Source organism: Stenotrophomonas sp. AGC87 (assembly GCF_057333975.1).
On record NZ_JBHFHW010000010.1, the window covers coordinates 79,288 to 97,395 of the forward strand.

Sequence of the window (18,108 nt, forward strand, 5' to 3'; positions counted from 1 at the left end):
ATGCTCGGAACCTTCATCCTCCGCGCCGGTGACGCGCGCACCCGAATGGCTGCGGCCTGGCAGTTCGCCTGCAGCTTTCTGGAGATCGGCCAGGACGTAATCGTCACCGTGAAGCGGTACGAGCCGTCCCGCAGCAAAGAGCAGAACGCCTTGTTTCACGCCGTTTGCGGCGATATCTCCAAGCAACGCAGGTGGGCTGGCAGAAAGATCGATGTTGAAGGATGGAAGCGCCTTCTGGTCGATGCGTGGGCTCGTGAAACGGATCGACAGCAGGGCGATGTGGTCCCGTCGCTGGACGGCGCCAGCATCGTGAATCTGTCGATGCAAACGCGCCGCCTGCGCGTGAAGGAGATGGGAGAACTGATCACCTTCGCCCAGTGGTGGGCCACCGACAACGACGTGAAGCTGCGGGACGTGGCTCCGCTGCGCGATCAGCGCCTGGCTGAGCAGGCGGCTGCGTGAGAACCAAGAACTCCAAGGCCTTCACGAAGGCCGAGAAGGCGCACATCGAGCTGGTGAAGCGCTGCCCCTGCAGCGTGTGTGGCCGGGCAGCACCCAGCGCGGCACACCACATCGTCCAGGGCGATCACTTCACCACCGTGGCCCTGTGCGACGACTGCCACCAGGGCAGCGAGAACGGCTGGCACGGCCGAAAGACCATGTGGCGCATCTACAAGATCGATGAGGTCGGCGCCCTGAACGAAACCATCCGCAACGTACTGCTCCTGATGAGCACAAGGGGAATCCGATGACCATGCGACTCACGTTCGGGGTAGACCCGGGCCTCACCGGCGCGGTGGCCACGCTGATCGACGGCGAGCCCGGGCCGGTGCTGGACATGCCGACCATGGACCTGGGGCAGGGGGCAGAGGTCGACGCACGCGCCGTGGCGATCTTCATCCGCGAGCAGCGCGCTGCGCACCCGGGCGCCCACGTCGCGGCGGTGATCGAGCGAATCCACGCCCGGCCGATGCGCGACAAGGACGGCAAGGCGATGGAAGGCGGCAAGGCGCGGCACAGCCTCGCCGAGGGCTACGGCCAGCTGAAGGCCACGATCCGCGTGCTGGGTATCCCGCTCGAGCTGGTCCAGCCAGCGACGTGGAAGCGCAGCCTGCGACTGCTCGGCCAGCCCAAGGACGCCGCACGCCTGCTCGCCATCGCCCGCTTCCCCAGCGCGCAGAAGGTGCTGACCCGGAAGAAAGACAACGGCCGCGCCGACGCGCTGCTGATCGCCCTGTGGCACGAGAACACCCAGCTGGGCAGCCACATCACCGACGACAACCAGGAGCAGGCGGCATGAACCTCGAACAGATCGACACCAGCACCACGGCAGGCAAGGCAGAGGTCATGCGGCTTGCGGCTGAGGGGCGGAGGGTATTCGCTAAATTCAAGGGCGAGGACTACGTGATCGACACAATCGAGAGTCCGAACCACGAATGGGACTGGAGAAATCGCGACTACGTAGTTGCTGCGCAGCCGGTCGGGCCGGATGAGGTGTGGGGCATGGTGTTGAAGAAGGACCCGAACCGAGTCCACTGCCACACGGACAAAGACCTCGTTGAGAGTTGGGCAGGCGATGAAGGCGGCACCGTCTTCCGCTACGTGAGGGCCGACCTCGCCGGGGAGGTGAAGTGATGGACGCAATCGAGAAACCATCACCGCCCGCGCCGAATTGGTGCAGGAGCTGCGGGAAGCACTGGAACGATCCGAAGGCGTTCTGCCTTGATCCCATACACATCCCGGCCACCGTTTATCGCCAATCCAAAAGTCAGGGAGCAAAGTAATGGACGCCATCGAGAAGCGGGCGCGGGAGCTGCTGGCAGCCCAGCAGGTCAAGGACGCGCTGGGCGGGAAGCCGCTGGCTCTGGCCGAGGGTGACTTGGGCTACGAGTTTGCCATCCGCGCCATCGTCGCCGCCCTCACACCGCCAGATGGCTATGTGCTGGTGCCGGTGGTGCTGCCCGTAGACATGGAGGTCGCCTTCATGGAGGCATGGGTCAGCAAGCGCCGCTGCGTCGATGACCCTGAGATGCAGGATGCATGGGCAGCCTCGCTCGCCGCTCGCCCGGAGGTGCCGTGATGGGCATCGGCATCACATCAGCGGCCATCAGCGTCGCAGCGGCGAACGCCCAGTGGAAGAGCACGATCGAGCGGGGCGCGGCCATTCCCCGTGCCACTGCGCGACCCGTCGAGGTCCGCGGCAAGTGCCCGGGCTGCGGATCGTGGGAGCTTTCGCCTACGAGGCGCGGTCCGGTCTGCTCCTACTGCCGGATCCCGGCGGCTGGGTCGGCCCCCTGATCCCGACGACCGCCATGGCCACCCCGCAGCCAGCCACCAAGCAGCCGCATCGGCAGTTCAACCGGACGACGCTACCGCTCGGCTCGGTTTCCGTGCGCGCCGATATCCACCAGGTCTCCGAGCGGACCCTGGCACGGGTGAAGGAGGTCCGGCGCGCGCGTGGCTGCGGCACGGCGGTGTTCGCTGATCCAGACGGCCGGGTCTACGCCCTGCGCAGCGAGTCCGTCAGCGCGGACACCATGGCCAGCAAGCACCCGGAGTGGTTCGTCTGCGAGTACGCCGGCCGGCTGTCCAGCGGCGCCAGCGCGGGCTGCCCCAGTCGGGAGGACATCGCCGAGGACCTGGTGTTCCACTTCGAGGCTATGGGCCGGGTGCTGCGCGACGTTCCGGAGCAGCTGGACCTGTGGGGATTCCACGGCGCATTCGCCGAGGCGCTTTGCCAGCTGGCCAAGGTGCACCGCAGCCGCCGGCAGTACATGGCCGCCTCCGGCCTCCGTTGATCCAACTGGCGGCGGGCGCGTAATAGGCCCATGAGCGACCGCCAGACGCCCGAATCACGACTGCATTCCCTGACCGACCCGCACGCCTCGATCGTTGGGGCCGATGGCAGCGTCAGGCCGACCGATACCCGGCCGATCCCTGGCTGGCAGAACCACGCTGAAGGCGCCACCCGGGGCGTCAAAGAGTACCGGGGCGACCAGCACGCAGGTGTCGTCAACAGCGTGCAGGCAGCACAGGGTTGCCGCCTTGCGGCGGGCGTTTCGGATGGCGCCGACCTTTGCACCCTGGGAACTGCCGATTCACCGAGTGCCATGAAGGAAGAGGACAAGGTTCGCGCATACCGCGAGGCCCAACAGGTGATCAGCGCAGGCGGTAACCTCCGCGCCCTGGCGCTGCGGCTGCATCAGGAGATGGGGTATCCCTACCGGCAGCTCATGGCCGGCATCCGCTGGCTGGCAGGGCAGTCCACACCCACACCCGCACCCACGCGAAGGCTCAGTGCCAAGACGCGCTGCCGCTACGACTGGTTCCTGCGCCGGTGGGTGGATGCCGAGCACGTCATGGCTGTCACGGTAGGCGGCCCGTTCCATGGGCAACCGGTCAGGATTCCACGAGAGGGACTGCTGTTCCCGAGGCGCCTCTACACCAGGCACGACTACACACACCTCATCCCGTACCCGCAGCGCTACACCGTGGTGCTGTCGGCCGGATCGGAGCTGCCCCCTACGTGGGAGACGCGAGACCTAGCCCACAAGGCAGGGGTGATCCGCTGGCCCGGGCAGCAAGAGATGGAGAGGATCAGCTGTCTGGCCACTGGGGTTCGGTATGGCGCGACCCAGTAAGTACAGCGAGAAGGTGGTGAGCGACATCTGCGCGCGTCTGGCGGAAGGTGAGCCGATGGCCCAGATCTGCCGTGATGAGGGAATGCCTGCCTACCGGACTGTGAAGGATTGGGCGGATGAGGACAGCCCGCGCGGCAAAGCCGTTTCCGCAGCTATCGCGCGCGCACGCGAGGAAGGTTTCGATGCCCTGGCGGCTGAGTGCCTGGAAATCGCCGATGACGGCAGCCGCGACTACACCCAGACCACCGACGGGCGCATCGTCCCGGACCACGATCACATCCAGCGTTCGAAGCTGCGGATCGAGACGCGGCTGAAGCTGCTGGCCAAGTGGGACCCGAAGCGCTACGGCGAGGCGGTGACCCTGAAGGGCGACAAGGACAACCCGGTCGAGATCCACAGCCCGCGCCAGCTGAGCGATGCCGACCTGCTGGCGATTGCCGCAGGGGGCCTCCGTGGCGCTGAGTGAGATTCGGCAGGCCGACGCGGCGGCCGAGCTGCTGCGCAGGCGGAAGGCTCGTGAATCCCTGATCGGCTTCGCCCAGGCGATCAGCATCCCTGGCGCGCCGGTAGCGGATGACCGCACCGAGTGGCTGTTCAAGCCGGTCGAGTCCGGCCTGGCCGCACATCACCGTCTGATCCTGACGGCTGTCGAGCGCTGCATCCGCGCGCCGATGGGCCGCCTCATGCTGTTCCTGCCGCCCGGCTCGGCGAAGTCCACCTACGCCAGTGTGGTCACCCCGCCGTGGGCACTGGCCCAGCGCGACGGCTACAAGGTCATCCTGTGCAGCTACGCGTCGACCCCGGCAGAGCGGCAGTCCCGCCGGTGCCGTGCAATCGTCAACAGCGAGGAATACGCCTCCATCTGGCCGGACCGGGTGATGCTGAAGCCCGGCAGCTCGGCGGTGAACGAGTGGGAGCTGACCAACGATTCAGGCCTGCTCGCCGCCGGCATCCTGGGCGCCGTCACCTCCGCGCGCGCCGACCTGCTGATCATCGATGACCCGGTGGCCGGCCGTGAGGAGGCCAACTCCGAGACGATCCGGAAGAAGACCCGCGAGGCCTACGACGATGACCTGTTGACCCGCCTGAAGCCCGGCGCCAGCGTCATCCTGATCCAGACGCGATGGCATCCTGAGGACCTGGCCGGCTCCATCCTGCCGGAGGACTACAGCGGCCAGAGCGGGCCGATCACGTGCCGCGATGGCCAGGTGTGGGACGTGCTGTGCCTGCCCGCGCGCGCCGAGCGTGCCGACGATCCGCTGGGCCGGGCAGTGGGCGAGTACCTGTGGCCAGAGTGGTTCCCGCCTGAGCATTGGCGGCAGTACGAGCAGAAGCCGCGTACCTGGAGCAGCCTGTACCAGCAGCGGCCCCGCCCGGACGAGGGCAACCAGTTCGAGGCCACGTGGTTCGAGTGGTACGACGAGGACGAGGTGCCCAAGCAGCTGCGCATCTACGGCGCCAGCGATTACGCGGTCACGAAAAAGTCGCTCACCAACGACCCCGACTACACCGAACACGGCATCTTCGGCGTGGACCAGAAGGGCGACATCTGGATCCGGGACTGGTGGTACGGGCAGGACGAGTCCGACGTGACCATCACCGCCGAGCTGAAGCTGGCCAAGCGCTGGCGCCCGGTGATGACCTATGGCGAGTCCGGTGTGATCGAGAAGGCCATCGGCCCGCTGCGTGCGCGCCTGACCCGCGAGCTGCAGGTCCGGGTGATGCGCGAGTGGCTGCCCAGCGTCAGCGACAAGGTTTCGCGGGTGGCGGGCTTCCGAGCCCGAGCCCATGCCGGGACGATCCACCTGCCGCGCGGGAAGGCTTGGGCAAACCGTCTGGTCGATCAGCTGGTGGCCTTCAACGGCCTGCCGGGGAACCAGGATGACGGCGTGGACGTGTGCGGCCTGATCGGTCGAGCGCTCGATGACATCCGTGATGCGCACAAACCGTCCGTTGAACGCCGGGACAACCTCGTGCCCCATACCCGCAGATGGCTGGAATCCCAGCCCGACGACGACAACGACGTCGCTGCCCGTAGGAGAAACAACCTGTGACGCCCGAGACCAACGATTTCGCCTTCGTGGACGCGCTGGACGCTGATGCGATGGCCGAGCAGGAGCGGGTGGCCGAGGCCGACCGGATCCTGCAGGAAGAGGCTGACGTAGCGGCTTGGCACAAGCGGATCGAGTTCGCCCGCGAGTTCGACAAGGATGCCCGCAAGGGCTACGCGCGGGACCGGCGCTACTGCCGCGGCTCCTCTGACCCGCAGGTGTTCGACGTGTCCGTGCCGATCGCGGCCACCTACGTGAACATCCTGACCGGCTTCCTGTACGCCCGGAACCCGGAGACCAGCGTTCAGCCGGCCGACAGCGCGGGCTCCAGCCGCACCGAAGACGCGAAGATGCTGTCGCGCACGCTCGAGATCGTCATCGACTCGCTGTGGAAGAAGGGCAGGCTGAAGGCAGTGGCCGATCCTTTCGTGCGTTCCGGCCTGAGCGTGGGCATCGGCTGGTTCAAGGCGGCATGGCACCGCGAGACGGACAGGGATCCGGCCACCGACCAGCAGATCGGCTCGCTGCGTGCCCAGATCGCCGCGCTGCAGGACACCGAGCGCCAGCTGGCCGAGGGCGATGCCCCGAACCCGGACGAACTGCGCGCCATGCTCGAGCAGCAGATTGCCAGCCTGGAGCAGGGCGTGGAGACGGTGATCTCCAGTGCGCTCGTGCTCGACTTCGTGCGCGCCGAGGACATGCAGTGCGCTGTGTCCCTGCCGTGCCTGCGCGACTACGTGAACAGCCCGTGGAACGCGCAGCGCATCTTCATGCCGCTGGCCGACGCCAAGGCCGCGCATCCCGAGCATGCCGAGCGCCTGGACAGCGCGACCAAGTTCTACAACGTCCGTCCGACCGACACCGAGAAGGACGCCGGCAAGATCACCGACAGCGACGCGGACGCCTACTCGACCGGCAGCGCCGGCCAGTCCACGGCCAGTGGCGATGAGGCCTGCGTCTGTCTGTGGGAGATCTGGAACCTGAAGACCCGGCAGTTCGCCACCATCGCGGTGGGGCTGAAGCGCTACCTGCGCGCGTGGGTGACGCCGGATCAGGCGTCCAGCCGCTTCTACCCGTTCTTCCAGTGGGCGCCGCTGTGGGTCGATGGTCGCCGGCACCCGCAGTCTCTGGTGGACCGCTCCCGCGAGCTGCTGGACGAGTACGACCGGATCCGCACCAACTACCGCGAGCATCGCCGCCGATCGATCCCGAAGCTGGGCTTCGATGCCGGCGCGGTAGATCCGGATGAAGCCAACAAGATGAAGGCGGGCGGGATCGGGGAAATGATCCCGCTCAACCTCAACGGGGCATCGCCGAACACGGTGGTGTTCCCGATCCAGTACAACCAGATCGACCCGGCGCTCTACGACACCTCCACCATCCGCTCCGAGCTGGAGCTGATCTGGGGCATCCAGGAGGCGCTGTCGTCCACGATCACTGTGGCCAAGACCGCCACCGAGGCCGACATTCAGCAGCAGGGCACCGAGTCGCGCATCGGCTACGCCCGCGACACCCTGGACGAGGTGCTGAGCGACTTCGCCCAGTACACCGCAGAGCAGGCCATGTCGCCCAACGGCCTCACGCAGGACGACGTGGTGAACATTGCTGGCCCGGAGGCCTTCTGGATCAACACCGACCAGGTCTCGCTCATCGAGGCGCTGGTGACCGTTGATATCCGCGCCGGGTCGTCGGGCAAGCCGGCCACGGCCGTGAAGCAACAGCAGTGGTCTGTGCTTCTCCCGCAGCTGCAGCAGGCGGTGATGCAGATCGGTGAGATGCGCCGCTCAACGCCGCAGGACATCGCCGACAAGCTGGAACAGCTGGTGGTGGAGACCATCAAGCGCACCGGCGATACCAGCATCGACCCGTATTCGATCATCCCGCAGTTGCCCCCGCAGCTGCCGATGGTGCCCGGCATGCCCGGCGCACCTGGCCCCGACGGCCTGCCGCTGCCCGCGGCGAACGATCCCGCCGCCTTGGCGATGCAAGACCCCGGCATGCAGCTGCCGCCTGAAATGCTGCCGCCCGAACTCCCCGCCGCCTAAACGAGGACCACCATGCCTGACATCAACGAAACCCAGCAGGCCGCCGCGCCTGCGCCCGACACCGACCAGACCGTCACCGAGCAGGTGGAAGCGCCTGCGACCGAGCAGCTGGACGCATTCACCACTGGTGTGGAAGAAGCCCGCGCCGCTGAGACCGCCGAAGCTGCGCCCGTTGTGGTGCCGCCGGCTGATCCTGCCGCGGTGGTCGATCCCGCCGCACCTGCGGCACCCGCTGAAGGCGAGGCCGGCCAGCCTGCTACACCGGCTGCCGCTGATCCGAACGCCGCGCCCGCTGCCGCACCCGCTGCACCGGCCCAGCCCGAGGCCCCGAAGTCTGTCGAGGACGAGATCAAGGACCTGGGCATCACCAACGAGCGCACGCAGAAGCGATTCCGTGAGCTGTCTGAGCGTGCCAGCGAAGCCGAATCGCTCCGTGGCCGCGCCGACAAGGTGACCGACTGGGAGCAGACCATCCAGTCCACCGGCACCACGCCGCAGCAGTTCGGCGCCACGTTGCTGTACCTGACCGACATCAACTCCGGCGACCCGGTGCGCATGAACCGCGCCTACGAGACGATGGAGGCTGAGCTGAAGTTCCTGGGCGAGAAGCTGGGCCGTGAAGCGCCGGGCTTCGATCCGCTGGCCGCGCATCCGGACCTGGCCGAGAAGGTGAAGACCGGCGACATGGACCGCGCCGCAGCCGTCGAGCTGGTCCAGCACCGTCAGCGCGGCGTGCTGCAGACCGAGCAGCAGCAGAACCAGCGGCGCGTCAGCCAGTCCAAGCAGGAAGAGGACAAGGGCCTGCAGGCGGTAGCCGACCTTGGCGCCCAGCTGCGCGCGAGCGATCCGCAGTTCCAGCAGAAGTTCGCGTACCTCTTGCCGGCGATCGAGATCATCCAGTCGACGCTGCCACCGGCGCAGTGGGCATCTGCTGCCCATCAGGCCTATCTGCGCCTGCCGGCCATCCATGCTGCAGCACCGGCGGTGACCGCTCGCCCGAACAACCCGGCCCGCGCCAGCGCCGCTCCGGCAGTGCCGGCCACCCCGAAGAACCCGTCGGATGCCTTCGCTTTCGGCGTGGCGGAAGCACAGGCGCAGGGCCGATGAGCTGGCCGGTGCCGTCGAAGCTGGCGCGGCAGATCCACGCCATCCTGATCGTTCGCTACAGGATGTGGGGCTGACCTATAAAGCGGCCACCCGCCTCACAGCAACTTGATACCAGCCCCGGCACGTCCGGGGCTTTTTTGTGTCCGTTGCACATGGGCGGGAGGCTGCGATTCTGACCGCTCTTTCCGCAACACCCACCAACGGAGCCGCCAGCTATGGAATATGCAAACCAGAAAGACGCAGCGCCCGCCGACCGCAAGATCACTGGCTATCGTGAGCTGAATCAGGCCGAGATCGACCTGATGAACGAGATCAAGGCGAAGGGCGCTGAGCTGCATGCCCTGATCGACAAGGTCAACGAGACCAACACCGCCATCGAGGGCGATAAGAACGATTGCTACCGCTGGTCGTCCATCGCCAAGACCGACTTCCAGACTGGCCTGATGGCACTGACCCGGGCCGTGGCCAAGCCGTCCAGCTTCTAAGGGGATAGCGAAACGCGACCCCCTTCCAACGACCCCGCTCCGGCGGGGTTTTTCATGTCCGTTGACAGTCCCGACCCCTCGCGCATAGTCGCCCCCATCGGCAGATGCCGACACCGCGTGTGACGTAAGCCGGGTTCGCCACCGGTAGTGCAGAAAGAGGGTTCGCACTCCTCGAGCGCGGAAAGACCAAAGGCCCCACGGGCCTCCTCTCTTTCCCTTCGAGGCTACAACCATGCCCTTGACCACTGCCCAGCTGCTGGCTGGTGCCAATCGTCAGATGGAGTCGTACGCGGCAAACGACCCCATCGACCAGTTCTCCACCGAGCGCCCGTTCGCGTCCTGGCTGATCGCCAACAAGAAGGACTCGACCTTCGGCAACGGCATCTTCAACGAGAAGGTGCGCATCTCGAACGACTCGAACTACCAGAACTACACCGGTGACGACCAGGTCACCTACAACCGGAAGGACACCGTCCGGAAGGCCCCGTTCCAGCACTACGAAGCGCACGACGGCTTCACGCTGAACGAGACCGAGCTGGCCAACAACGGCATCATCCTGACCGACGACAAGAACGCCGTCATGTCGGACGCCGAGAAGATCCAGATCGTCAGCCTGCTCGACGAGAACTGGTCGACGCTGAAGGATGGCTTCCAGGAAAACTGGGACATCGAGGTCCATCTGGACGGCTCGACCAACCCGAAGGCCGTTCCGGGCCTGGACGCGCTGGTCAGCACCACCCCGACCGTGGGCGTCATCGGCGGCATCGACGCGGCCACCTCGCCGTACTGGCGCAACTTCGCCGACATGGGCATCAGCACGGCCACCGCCGGCAACCTGATCAGCCGCATGGAAACCCTGTGGCGCCAGACCATCACCTACGGAAAGATGGGCCAGCCCAACGCCATCTTCGTGGGCGCGGCGATGTACGACGCCATCCAGGCCGACGCCCTGAAGGTGATGTCGCGCCAGATCACCATCGGTGCCAACGCCACCGGCGGTATCACCCTGGACCCGTCCACCAAGGCGCTGTCGTTCAAGGGCGTGCCGGTCGTGTGGGATCCGTCCTTCGAGGTCATCGACGCCCGCCTGGGTGCGATTACCTACCCGTGGACCAAGCGCGGCTACTTCCTCAACAGCAAGACCCTGACCCTGCGTCCGGTCCAGGGCCGCTGGATGATCAAGCGCACCCCGCCGCGCGTCTACGACCGCTACACGCACTACTTCGGGCAGACGGCCGATTACGGCCTGACCACGAAGAAGCGCAACAGCAACGCGGTCTTCTCGATCGCCTGACCCCTATCAGCCGGCGGGGCAGCCCCTCGCCGGCGGGAGACCTGAAATGCCCAACATCAAGAAGATCGCGGTCCCGGCCACTGTCAGCGCAGGCGCTGCCGTTGCCCTGGACGTCACCCCGCTGCTGGGCGGCGAAGGCCGTGAGGGCCTGCTGTTCGGCCCGGCCGGCGGCCTCGGCACCGGTGTGGTGCAGCTGCAGGGCGCGCCCAAGACGGCCGCCGGCGTGGCTGGCACCTACACCACGCTGATGACCCTCAACTCGGCGACCACCTTCCCGGTGGAGATTCCCGACCTGCCCAACTACATCCGCGCCAACGTCACCACCGCGCCGGCGGCGGCCACCGAGCTGACGCTCGAAGGAGTCCAGTAATGGCCAAGTCCCTGACCACCCTGACGTTCGTTCTGCTGCTCATCGATCGCGATGCCAGCACGAAGATCCCGGTCGAAGTGCCGGACTACGAGCAGTCGATCCTCGAAGAGATCTACGGCGAGGAGCTGGTGTTCGAACACAGCTCGCGCGACGTGGAAGTCGAGGACTTCGACGTGCAGAAGGCTTTCGACGGCCTGGTTTCCAAGTATCAGTCGACGGCCGAAGGCGACCGCGCCCGCAAGGTGCTCTTCCCGAAGCTGCGTGACCTGGAGAAGCGCCTGGGCATCAAGGCCGGCAGCGAAGGCAAGCAGGCGTCGAAGACCAGTAAGCAGGCGTCGAAGCAGGAAGGCCAGCCGAGCCTGCTGGACGGCACGGTCGATGACATCACTGCCGGCCTGGCCAGTCTGTCCGACGAAGAGCTGGACGCGCTGGAGCAGGAAGAAGCAGGCGGCAAGGATCGCAAGGGCGTCCATGGCGCCATCGAGGCCGAGCGCACCGCGCGCGCAGCCAACCAGTAATCCCCCGCTGGCGGCGAGGGTGGCGGCCGGCCGGGGTGACCTGGTCGGCCGTCTTTTCATCGGGAACGACAATGGCAGATCCCATCAGCTACAACTGCGAGTGCGACGACGACTATCCCAGAACCACGCTGCTTGCGATGCGGAAGCGTCTGCTGCGGCGCCTGGGGTTCGCCGCGCAGGCCAGCAACCCGCCTCCGGGCATGGCCGACCTGCTCAACGACTTCATCACCAGTGCGCAGGAATTGCTGTTCCGGCGCTACTCGGGTCTCCGGCGCGAGCGCTTCTACACCTGGAACCTCGTGGCCGGCACCCGCTTCTACGACCTCGACGCCAACGCGGATGAGTGCACGAAGCGGCTGGATCCGCGCATGATCAGCTGGGCCGGGCTGTCGCAGGGCGACGGCAACTGGCGTCCGCTCTACAGCGGCATCGACCCGGTCATGTACACCTCGCGCGGCCCGGGCATCCCCAGCCACTACGAGGTCCGCCAGTGCATCGAGCTGTGGCCGGCACCGGTGGACGCGACCTGGCAGCTGCGGATCAAGGGCCAGTTCGGCCTGATGCCTCTGGCCGCCGACGGTGACTACACGACCGTGGATCCCGAAGCAGTCTTCCTGCTGGCCCTGGCCAACGCCAAGGCGCACTACGGCCAGCCCGACGCTGGCAACTACGCTTCTCAGCTGTCGTCCTACGTCCGCGACCTGGTCCGTGGCGATCACCTGACCCGACGCTACATCCCGGGTACGTCCGACCCGCGCAACGCTGTACGGCCGGTTCCGGTCGGCGGCTGGCCGGAGGATCAAGGATGAGGCAGCAGTCACTCTCCACCGTCAAGGCGGGCATTACCCGGTTGCGTGACAAGGGAGGAGCGTCCGCGGACTCCGTATATGACCTGCTGAACGGATATGTCACCGCAGCGCGCACCATCAAGATGCGCCCCGGCAGCCGAATCGCCTACCAAGTACCGCCGGGGACGATCGGGCTCATCTATTTCCGTGATCGCTTCTGGGTGTTCGCCAACCAGTCCATGGGCGCGCCCAGCGCTGACTATCGGGTTGAGGTGCTGCGACATCCGACCCAGACCGACGCAAAGCTGAGGGATATCCACTTCGCGGTGCCGTTCTTGGGCTACCCGTATGTGGTGGCTGAGTTCGATAACGGCGACGTCTTCCACTACTGGCTGGAAGAGGGCGAGGTGTGGCAGCCGGGCAAGACCTACTTCCCTGGCGCGCTGGTTCGGCCCGTCAACGGGAATGGCTTGGCCTACCGGCTGGAGAGCGATACGTCCGCCTACGTGCCCTGGGCGCCCAACGTCGGGCGATCGGTTGGCGACGTCGTCGTGCCAACCACCGACAACGGGTTCAAGTACACCGTCACCGAGACCAGCGGCGCGACGGCCCGCTCTGGAACCACCGAGCCGGCGTGGCCGACCAACCCTGGTGAGGTGGTCTACGAGGACGCCAACATCGAGAACGCGCTGGCAGCAAACACCACCACCACCAACTCGGTGCCGGTGAACGTCAAGGACCGCTACGGTTCTGGGAGAAGCTGATGGCAGTACCACTCTGGGCACCCGGCACCCTCTATGAGCCGGGAGACATCGTCCAGCCGATCACCGCCCCAGCACCGACTGCGGCGGAGGTGGTGAACGGCGACTTCTCTGCAGGAAATGCCAACTGGGACTTCACCGGTGGCGCCGAGTTCGTCACCACGGGTGGCTACGGCAACAACGGCCCGTGCGTGCGCATGCCCGGCTCGGTTGCTGACGGCTTGGCGCTTAATCGGACGCAGCTGGTTGTGCCCAGCACCGGCAGCACGTTCGAAGCCTCGGCGATGATCCAGCAGGGCGCATCGATCGCCGGTGCCACCAGGGGCTGGGTCGAGGTCCGCTGGTATAACACCATCGGGTTGCAGATCGCGGCCGAGCGCGGGAACGTCGTGAGCGACGGTAGCCGCGGCGCATGGCATCAATCCAAGGTGACAGCCACGCGCCCGGCCGGCGCCGCCTACGCGCGCGCGGGCATCGCACTGTTCTCGGTGGCGGACCATACGCACCACATCTTCGGCGACAACCTGAGCGTCTCCGGCACCTTTGCCGGGCTGCCTGACGGGCTGGTCTACCGCGCTGTCCAGGACGAATCAGGCTACTCGGCCAGCACCGAGCCGGCTTGGCCTCCTATCCTCGGCCAGCAGGTCATCGACAACGACGTCATCTGGGAGGCCGTGGCTTCCACGCGCGTAACCTGGCAGGCCTCTCCGCTGTATGTGAGCGGCAACACCGAACCGTCCTGGCCGACGGAGGTCGGTGGTTTCGTGCATGACGGGTCCATCAACTGGAAGACCGTGTCCCGCCGGGTTGAGGACGAAAACTGCCCCAACACGAAGATAGTGGTGATCGGCGCGAGCAAGGTCTATGCCGCGGACGACGACATCATCAAGTACAGCGCCACTGTGAACCCGCTGGACTGGACCTCGACCGACGATGCCGGGTATCTGCCCTTCGGCCTTCAGAACTACGGTGCGAACCCGGTGGCGGCCATGGGCCTCTACCGCGGCAACCTGATCCCGTTCAACGCTGAGGCCTTCCAGCTGTGGCAGATCGATGAAGACCCGGCAAGCATGTCCCTGATAGATGCGCTGCCGTTGGGCAGCACGCAGCATCAAGCGCTGGCCCCTGTCTCCAATGACCTGTTCTTCCTTGCCTCGCAGGGCGTTCGCACGGTGGGCATTGCCGCCAGCTCCACGAACTTCCAGGCGGGCGACGTTGGCATGCCGATTGACCCACTGGTGCAAGAGGCGATGGCAACGGGCTCGGTTCCGATGGCGCTCTACTACCCGGCACAGGGCCAGTACTGGCTGATGTTTCCGGACATGCCGGGGCCTGTACAAACCGGCGAGATCCCGGGCGTAATCGGGGCCGCTGTCACCAACACGATCACCCTGAGCGGCTCCTACCGCAGCGCCTATATCTACCCGTTGAAGAATGGAGGCATGGGTGCGGCCTACGCGCCGGACAACCTGGCCACCGGCGGAACGTTCGGTTACAGGCATTACGACTACCTCCTGGCGCCCACCGACGAAAACCAAGTCGTTATTTGGAATGGGTCTACGTTCGGCGATGCCCGGCTCTATCTGCGCGCCATGAACGAGAATCGTGTAGGCATCAGTGCAGACGACCAGTTCGGTTATTGCAAGAGCATCGTGGGGGGGCTGGAGACGGGTTACTACCAGCCGCAAGGGAAATCCGCAGCCTGGTGGTTTAGCGAGAGCTCGTACGCGCCAGAGTTTGGCGGCCTCATCTGGATGACTGAATCCGAGGTCTACATCGGCGTGCGCATGACCTCGCAGGTCAACAACGTGATTTACAGGTTCCCCTTGAACCCTGCCGGCGCTGCCGTCCCCCAATCAGCGGTAGTCCAAGGTGTCGGCACCACTGTAAACCCCCGCTTCTGGATGACCAGAGCGCGCGACGGCCGCATTTTTGTTGTGACGCAGGACGGTCGGTTCCAGGAGTACTCCGCAGACCTCGTGCTGGTCGATGAACGGGCATTCGGCCTGGCGCTGAGCGCTTTCCGTGGGTTCGGCGTGGACGGCGACACCATCTGTGCCATCTATGGGGCTCTCCCGGGCGGCGCGGCTGCCGGCGCCCAGTTCGCCAGCATCACCGACTGGGCGCTGGTAGGTTCTCGCGTCCTGCACGCGTCGATGGATGGATCCCAAGCGACGCGAGTTCTTTTCGATGACCAGTCCTGCTACATCCAGTGCCGCAACTGGGTGGGTCGTATCGAGTACCGTCCGGCGGTCCCCATCTATTCTCGCGCGACGACCGCGTTCGTCTACACCATGACGCGAGTTGGCCAGGTTGGGGCCTGGTCTCGTTACGTTTTCCCCTTCGCCGTGGACGATTGGGCTATCCGCGGAGACGATCTGTACCTGCGGTCTGGCGACTATATCCACCGGATGGATGACGAAGTGGTCGGCGACGAGGTCACCCCGGGCAATGTTGTTCCGTTCGAGGGCGTAATTCAGTGGCCATGGCTCGATTTTGGCCAGCCAGGGGTCACGAAGAACCTCTACGGCTTCGATATGGTCGGGATCGGAGATGTCGCTGTCGAATTTGGCTACGACCAGTCCAACGGAGGGGCATTCACCGACGCCTACACGGTTCCTGCCGACACCGTGCCAGGCATGGTGATCCCAATGCCCATTTCGGCACCATCTTTCTCGGTGCGACTGCGCTACAGCGGCAGCGAGCAGTGGCAGTGGAACGCCTTCAGCCTCTATCTGCAGGACCTGAGGGGCATGTCGTGAGTCCGTTGAACGACATGGCCAAGGGTGAAGAATCTGCCCATGCAGATTGCCCGATTGCCCTCAAACGTCATCCCGTGCCGGCCGGTGCACCTCGTTGCGCTGGCCGAGTGCATGCGCGAGACCGAGCAGGCGCAGCTGCTCGCCGTGATGGGAACGCCGACCTACAACCCGGACACCGCGGCGCACTGGCTGGTGAACACCTGGGCGCAGTCAGCGCCATTCGCGCTCACGGTGGTTGGCAGGGATGGGATGCCGGCCGCTGCCGGCGGCTTCCACCCGGTTGCGCCGGGCGTCTGGCAGTCCTGGATGGTCGGATCCGAGCAGGGCTGGGCCGACGAGTGGCGTGCGATGACCAAGGCCACCCGCTGGTTGATCGACCGGCTGCTGGAGACGCAGGCGCACCGCGTGCAGACCAGCGCCATCACGACCAGAGAGAAGGCCATCGAGTGGTTCGAACGCTCGTTGGGCATGCAGCCCGAGGGCGTCTCGCGCGGCTACGGACTCAAGGGCGAGGACATCGCCCACTTTTCAAGAATGCGGGGTGAATGATGGGCGGCGGAAGCAACGGGTCAGCGACCAAGGCGGCGCAGGAGGAATCCTGGCGTCAGAACAACATCGATCAGGCCGTCAACCAGATCAACCAGATCTATGGCGGGCCGTCGCGGCAGGCGGACATCAACGACTTCCTCGGGGCGTCGCGGACGTTCTACACCAACGAGCTGGAGAAGCAGAAGGGTGTGGCCGACCGCAGCCTGAAGTTCGCGATGGCGCGGAACGGGCTGACCGGCGGCACCGCCTCGATCGACGCCAACCGCACCCTGGGCGAGAACTACCAGTCCGGCATCCTCAGCGCCGACCGATTGGCGCAGCAGGCTGCGGCGGACCTGCGCACTGCCGACGACAATTCGCGCATGAACCTGATCTCGCAGGCCAGCACTGGCATGGGCCTCACCAGTGGCGCTCAGCAGGCCGCGCAGGCCATGCAGGCCAACCTGCAGAGCAGCCGCGGCGGCATGAAGGCAGACGCGCTGGGCAACGTGTTCGGCGGTCTGGCCAACGTCTTCAGCAACAGCCAGAAAATGGCCGAAGAGCGCCGCGGCAGTCGGGCCTATGGCCTGCTGTATCAGCCGGGCTTCGGTGCAGGCGCTGCCGCAGGTGGTGGGCGATGAGCATGGCTCCCGCTGCTGTGCTGGACGCGATGATGGCGCCGGTCAGCTGCCCGACGCTGGCCGATATCTGCCGCCTGCAGGACGCCATCGCCAAGCTGCCGCAGCACGAGTTCGTGGTGGAGCACTCGTTCCTGCCGGGGCAGTACCTGCGAAAGCTGCTGATGCCGGCCGGGACGCTGCTGGTAGGAAAGCGCCACCGGCACCGGCACGCGCTGATCGTCACCGGCCACGTCACCGTGCGCACCGAGCGCGGCATGGTCGAGCTGCAGGGCACGCACGTGATCGATTCGCTGCCGGGGATGAAGCGCGCCATCTACGCTCACGCCGACAGCGTGCTGATCACCAGCCACCTGACCGACGAAACCGACCTCGACAAGATCGAGGCCTACGTGATCATGCCGGACGACGCGGCTCTGGAAATCGAAGGGGAAACGAAATGACCTGGGTCGCAACTGCCATTGCCATCATCGGCGCCGGTGTGAGTTACCACAACGGCGAGCAGACCAAGAAGCGGCAGGACAACGAACTCGGTCGGCAGATCCAGCAGCGCTCTGAGCGCCAGCAGGACGCCGACAAAGAGGTGATGGACACCGTTGCGGATCGGGCCGGCAACAACGGCGATGCTGCGCGGTCCTCGATGCTCGACCAGTACATCAACCAGGTCCGCGCTGCACAGGGATCGGCCACCAGCGGACTGCAGCAGGTCGGCGGGGTGTCGTCTGCCTACCGGCAGGCCGCCAACGACGCCGCGCTGGGCATCAGCGACTACGCCGGGGACACGGCCAGCCTGATGAGCCGCATCGATGCGCCGGTGCGCCAGCGGCAGGGTGAGGCGCAGCAGAATGCGCAGCTCAGCACCGCGCTGGGCCTGATCGGGAACAGATCCGCCAGCGATGACTTCCTGTCTCAGCTGCGCCTGCAGGGGATCCGGCGCAACGCCGGGCTGGATGCGTTCTCTCAGGTGGCCAGCGCCTATGCAGGTGCTGCTGGCGGCGGCGGTGGAGGCGGTGCCAACGCATCGTCTCTCTCCGGCCAGGCCAACGGCATCACGGCCGCCAACAACGGGCAGATCTTCAACAACGCGCAGAAGCGCTGGGGCTACTGACATGGCAGACCT

General features: G+C 66.0%; 22 protein-coding genes. All 22 read left to right on the top strand.

The features are described from left to right. The 22 genes from ACE026_RS04565 to ACE026_RS04670 all read left to right on the top strand — a co-directional run bounded on the left by ACE026_RS04565 (position 1) and on the right by ACE026_RS04670 (position 18,096). Positions 1–462 carry a recombination protein NinB gene (locus ACE026_RS04565; RefSeq protein WP_486038118.1) on the top strand — a complete coding sequence of 154 codons (462 nt, stop codon included), beginning with the start codon at positions 1–3 and terminating at the stop codon, positions 460–462. Beyond that, positions 459–752, top strand: a complete 294-nt coding sequence (locus tag ACE026_RS04570; RefSeq protein WP_486038119.1) for a hypothetical protein — start codon at positions 459–461, stop codon at positions 750–752. Before ACE026_RS04565 ends, ACE026_RS04570 begins: the two co-directional genes overlap by 4 nt. Next, complete coding sequence (locus ACE026_RS04575; protein WP_486038121.1) at positions 749–1,300, top strand: hypothetical protein; 552 nt, start codon at positions 749–751, stop codon at positions 1,298–1,300. Before ACE026_RS04570 ends, ACE026_RS04575 begins: the two co-directional genes overlap by 4 nt. Continuing rightward, positions 1,297–1,635 carry a hypothetical protein gene (locus tag ACE026_RS04580; RefSeq protein ID WP_486038123.1) on the top strand — a complete coding sequence of 113 codons (339 nt, stop codon included), beginning with the start codon at positions 1,297–1,299 and terminating at the stop codon, positions 1,633–1,635. Before ACE026_RS04575 ends, ACE026_RS04580 begins: the two co-directional genes overlap by 4 nt. Before the next feature lie 148 nt (positions 1,636–1,783). Beyond that, entirely contained in the window at positions 1,784–2,080 is a 297-nt protein-coding gene (locus tag ACE026_RS04585; protein ID WP_486038125.1) for a hypothetical protein, read from the top strand. 232 nt (positions 2,081–2,312) lie between these two features. Continuing rightward, positions 2,313–2,798: a hypothetical protein gene (locus tag ACE026_RS04590; RefSeq protein ID WP_486038127.1), complete on the top strand. Its 486-nt coding sequence runs from the start codon at positions 2,313–2,315 to the stop codon at positions 2,796–2,798. Between the two features lie 30 nt (positions 2,799–2,828). Continuing rightward, positions 2,829–3,641 carry a hypothetical protein gene (locus tag ACE026_RS04595; RefSeq protein ID WP_486038129.1) on the top strand — a complete coding sequence of 271 codons (813 nt, stop codon included), beginning with the start codon at positions 2,829–2,831 and terminating at the stop codon, positions 3,639–3,641. After that, positions 3,625–4,107, top strand: a complete 483-nt coding sequence (locus ACE026_RS04600; protein ID WP_486038131.1) for a terminase small subunit-like protein — start codon at positions 3,625–3,627, stop codon at positions 4,105–4,107. Before ACE026_RS04595 ends, ACE026_RS04600 begins: the two co-directional genes overlap by 17 nt. Continuing rightward, entirely contained in the window at positions 4,094–5,695 is a 1,602-nt protein-coding gene (locus ACE026_RS04605) for a hypothetical protein (protein ID WP_486038133.1), read from the top strand. Before ACE026_RS04600 ends, ACE026_RS04605 begins: the two co-directional genes overlap by 14 nt. Then, positions 5,692–7,737: a hypothetical protein gene (locus ACE026_RS04610; RefSeq protein ID WP_486038135.1), complete on the top strand. Its 2,046-nt coding sequence runs from the start codon at positions 5,692–5,694 to the stop codon at positions 7,735–7,737. The genes ACE026_RS04605 and ACE026_RS04610 overlap by 4 nt, the downstream gene beginning before the upstream one ends. A gap of 12 nt (positions 7,738–7,749) precedes the next feature. Then, positions 7,750–8,844, top strand: coding sequence for a hypothetical protein (locus ACE026_RS04615; protein WP_486038137.1), 1,095 nt, complete (start codon positions 7,750–7,752; stop codon positions 8,842–8,844). Between the two features lie 215 nt (positions 8,845–9,059). Then, positions 9,060–9,329, top strand: a complete 270-nt coding sequence (locus ACE026_RS04620; protein ID WP_486038139.1) for an Acb2/Tad1 domain-containing protein — start codon at positions 9,060–9,062, stop codon at positions 9,327–9,329. Between the two features lie 232 nt (positions 9,330–9,561). Then, positions 9,562–10,623 carry a phage major capsid protein gene (locus tag ACE026_RS04625; RefSeq protein WP_486038141.1) on the top strand — a complete coding sequence of 354 codons (1,062 nt, stop codon included), beginning with the start codon at positions 9,562–9,564 and terminating at the stop codon, positions 10,621–10,623. Between the two features lie 46 nt (positions 10,624–10,669). Then, positions 10,670–10,993: a hypothetical protein gene (locus tag ACE026_RS04630; protein WP_486038142.1), complete on the top strand. Its 324-nt coding sequence runs from the start codon at positions 10,670–10,672 to the stop codon at positions 10,991–10,993. Then, positions 10,993–11,511 (top strand): hypothetical protein, encoded by a 519-nt coding sequence (locus ACE026_RS04635; protein WP_486038144.1) that lies wholly within the window; start codon positions 10,993–10,995, stop codon positions 11,509–11,511. Before ACE026_RS04630 ends, ACE026_RS04635 begins: the two co-directional genes overlap by 1 nt. A 71-nt stretch (positions 11,512–11,582) precedes the next feature. Next, a complete protein-coding gene (locus ACE026_RS04640; protein ID WP_486038146.1) occupies positions 11,583–12,320 on the top strand; it encodes a phage adaptor protein in 738 nt (245 codons plus the stop codon). Continuing rightward, complete coding sequence (locus tag ACE026_RS04645) at positions 12,317–13,063, top strand: hypothetical protein (RefSeq protein WP_486038148.1); 747 nt, start codon at positions 12,317–12,319, stop codon at positions 13,061–13,063. Before ACE026_RS04640 ends, ACE026_RS04645 begins: the two co-directional genes overlap by 4 nt. Next, positions 13,063–15,822, top strand: coding sequence for a hypothetical protein (locus tag ACE026_RS04650; protein ID WP_486038150.1), 2,760 nt, complete (start codon positions 13,063–13,065; stop codon positions 15,820–15,822). Before ACE026_RS04645 ends, ACE026_RS04650 begins: the two co-directional genes overlap by 1 nt. A 39-nt stretch (positions 15,823–15,861) precedes the next feature. Beyond that, positions 15,862–16,371, top strand: a complete 510-nt coding sequence (locus ACE026_RS04655; RefSeq protein ID WP_486038151.1) for a GNAT family N-acetyltransferase — start codon at positions 15,862–15,864, stop codon at positions 16,369–16,371. Continuing rightward, positions 16,368–16,991, top strand: a complete 624-nt coding sequence (locus ACE026_RS04660) for a hypothetical protein (protein WP_486038153.1) — start codon at positions 16,368–16,370, stop codon at positions 16,989–16,991. The genes ACE026_RS04655 and ACE026_RS04660 overlap by 4 nt, the downstream gene beginning before the upstream one ends. Continuing rightward, positions 16,988–17,431, top strand: coding sequence for a hypothetical protein (locus ACE026_RS04665; protein ID WP_486038155.1), 444 nt, complete (start codon positions 16,988–16,990; stop codon positions 17,429–17,431). Before ACE026_RS04660 ends, ACE026_RS04665 begins: the two co-directional genes overlap by 4 nt. After that, positions 17,428–18,096 (top strand): hypothetical protein, encoded by a 669-nt coding sequence (locus ACE026_RS04670; protein ID WP_486038157.1) that lies wholly within the window; start codon positions 17,428–17,430, stop codon positions 18,094–18,096. Before ACE026_RS04665 ends, ACE026_RS04670 begins: the two co-directional genes overlap by 4 nt. Positions 18,097–18,108 lie beyond the last annotated feature (12 nt).

Coding starts and splice junctions, on each gene's coding strand:
- ACE026_RS04665 (WP_486038155.1), top strand. CDS start 16,988: ATGAGCATGGCTCCCGCTGCTGTGCTGGACGCGATGATGGCGCCGGTC.
- ACE026_RS04595 (WP_486038129.1), top strand. CDS start 2,829: ATGAGCGACCGCCAGACGCCCGAATCACGACTGCATTCCCTGACCGAC.
- ACE026_RS04660 (WP_486038153.1), top strand. CDS start 16,368: ATGATGGGCGGCGGAAGCAACGGGTCAGCGACCAAGGCGGCGCAGGAG.
- ACE026_RS04650 (WP_486038150.1), top strand. CDS start 13,063: ATGGCAGTACCACTCTGGGCACCCGGCACCCTCTATGAGCCGGGAGAC.
- ACE026_RS04620 (WP_486038139.1), top strand. CDS start 9,060: ATGGAATATGCAAACCAGAAAGACGCAGCGCCCGCCGACCGCAAGATC.
- ACE026_RS04655 (WP_486038151.1), top strand. CDS start 15,862: ATGCAGATTGCCCGATTGCCCTCAAACGTCATCCCGTGCCGGCCGGTG.
- ACE026_RS04580 (WP_486038123.1), top strand. CDS start 1,297: ATGAACCTCGAACAGATCGACACCAGCACCACGGCAGGCAAGGCAGAG.
- ACE026_RS04670 (WP_486038157.1), top strand. CDS start 17,428: ATGACCTGGGTCGCAACTGCCATTGCCATCATCGGCGCCGGTGTGAGT.
- ACE026_RS04645 (WP_486038148.1), top strand. CDS start 12,317: ATGAGGCAGCAGTCACTCTCCACCGTCAAGGCGGGCATTACCCGGTTG.
- ACE026_RS04625 (WP_486038141.1), top strand. CDS start 9,562: ATGCCCTTGACCACTGCCCAGCTGCTGGCTGGTGCCAATCGTCAGATG.
- ACE026_RS04615 (WP_486038137.1), top strand. CDS start 7,750: ATGCCTGACATCAACGAAACCCAGCAGGCCGCCGCGCCTGCGCCCGAC.
- ACE026_RS04635 (WP_486038144.1), top strand. CDS start 10,993: ATGGCCAAGTCCCTGACCACCCTGACGTTCGTTCTGCTGCTCATCGAT.
- ACE026_RS04600 (WP_486038131.1), top strand. CDS start 3,625: ATGGCGCGACCCAGTAAGTACAGCGAGAAGGTGGTGAGCGACATCTGC.
- ACE026_RS04565 (WP_486038118.1), top strand. CDS start 1: ATGCTCGGAACCTTCATCCTCCGCGCCGGTGACGCGCGCACCCGAATG.
- ACE026_RS04630 (WP_486038142.1), top strand. CDS start 10,670: ATGCCCAACATCAAGAAGATCGCGGTCCCGGCCACTGTCAGCGCAGGC.
- ACE026_RS04575 (WP_486038121.1), top strand. CDS start 749: ATGACCATGCGACTCACGTTCGGGGTAGACCCGGGCCTCACCGGCGCG.
- ACE026_RS04640 (WP_486038146.1), top strand. CDS start 11,583: ATGGCAGATCCCATCAGCTACAACTGCGAGTGCGACGACGACTATCCC.
- ACE026_RS04585 (WP_486038125.1), top strand. CDS start 1,784: ATGGACGCCATCGAGAAGCGGGCGCGGGAGCTGCTGGCAGCCCAGCAG.
- ACE026_RS04590 (WP_486038127.1), top strand. CDS start 2,313: ATGGCCACCCCGCAGCCAGCCACCAAGCAGCCGCATCGGCAGTTCAAC.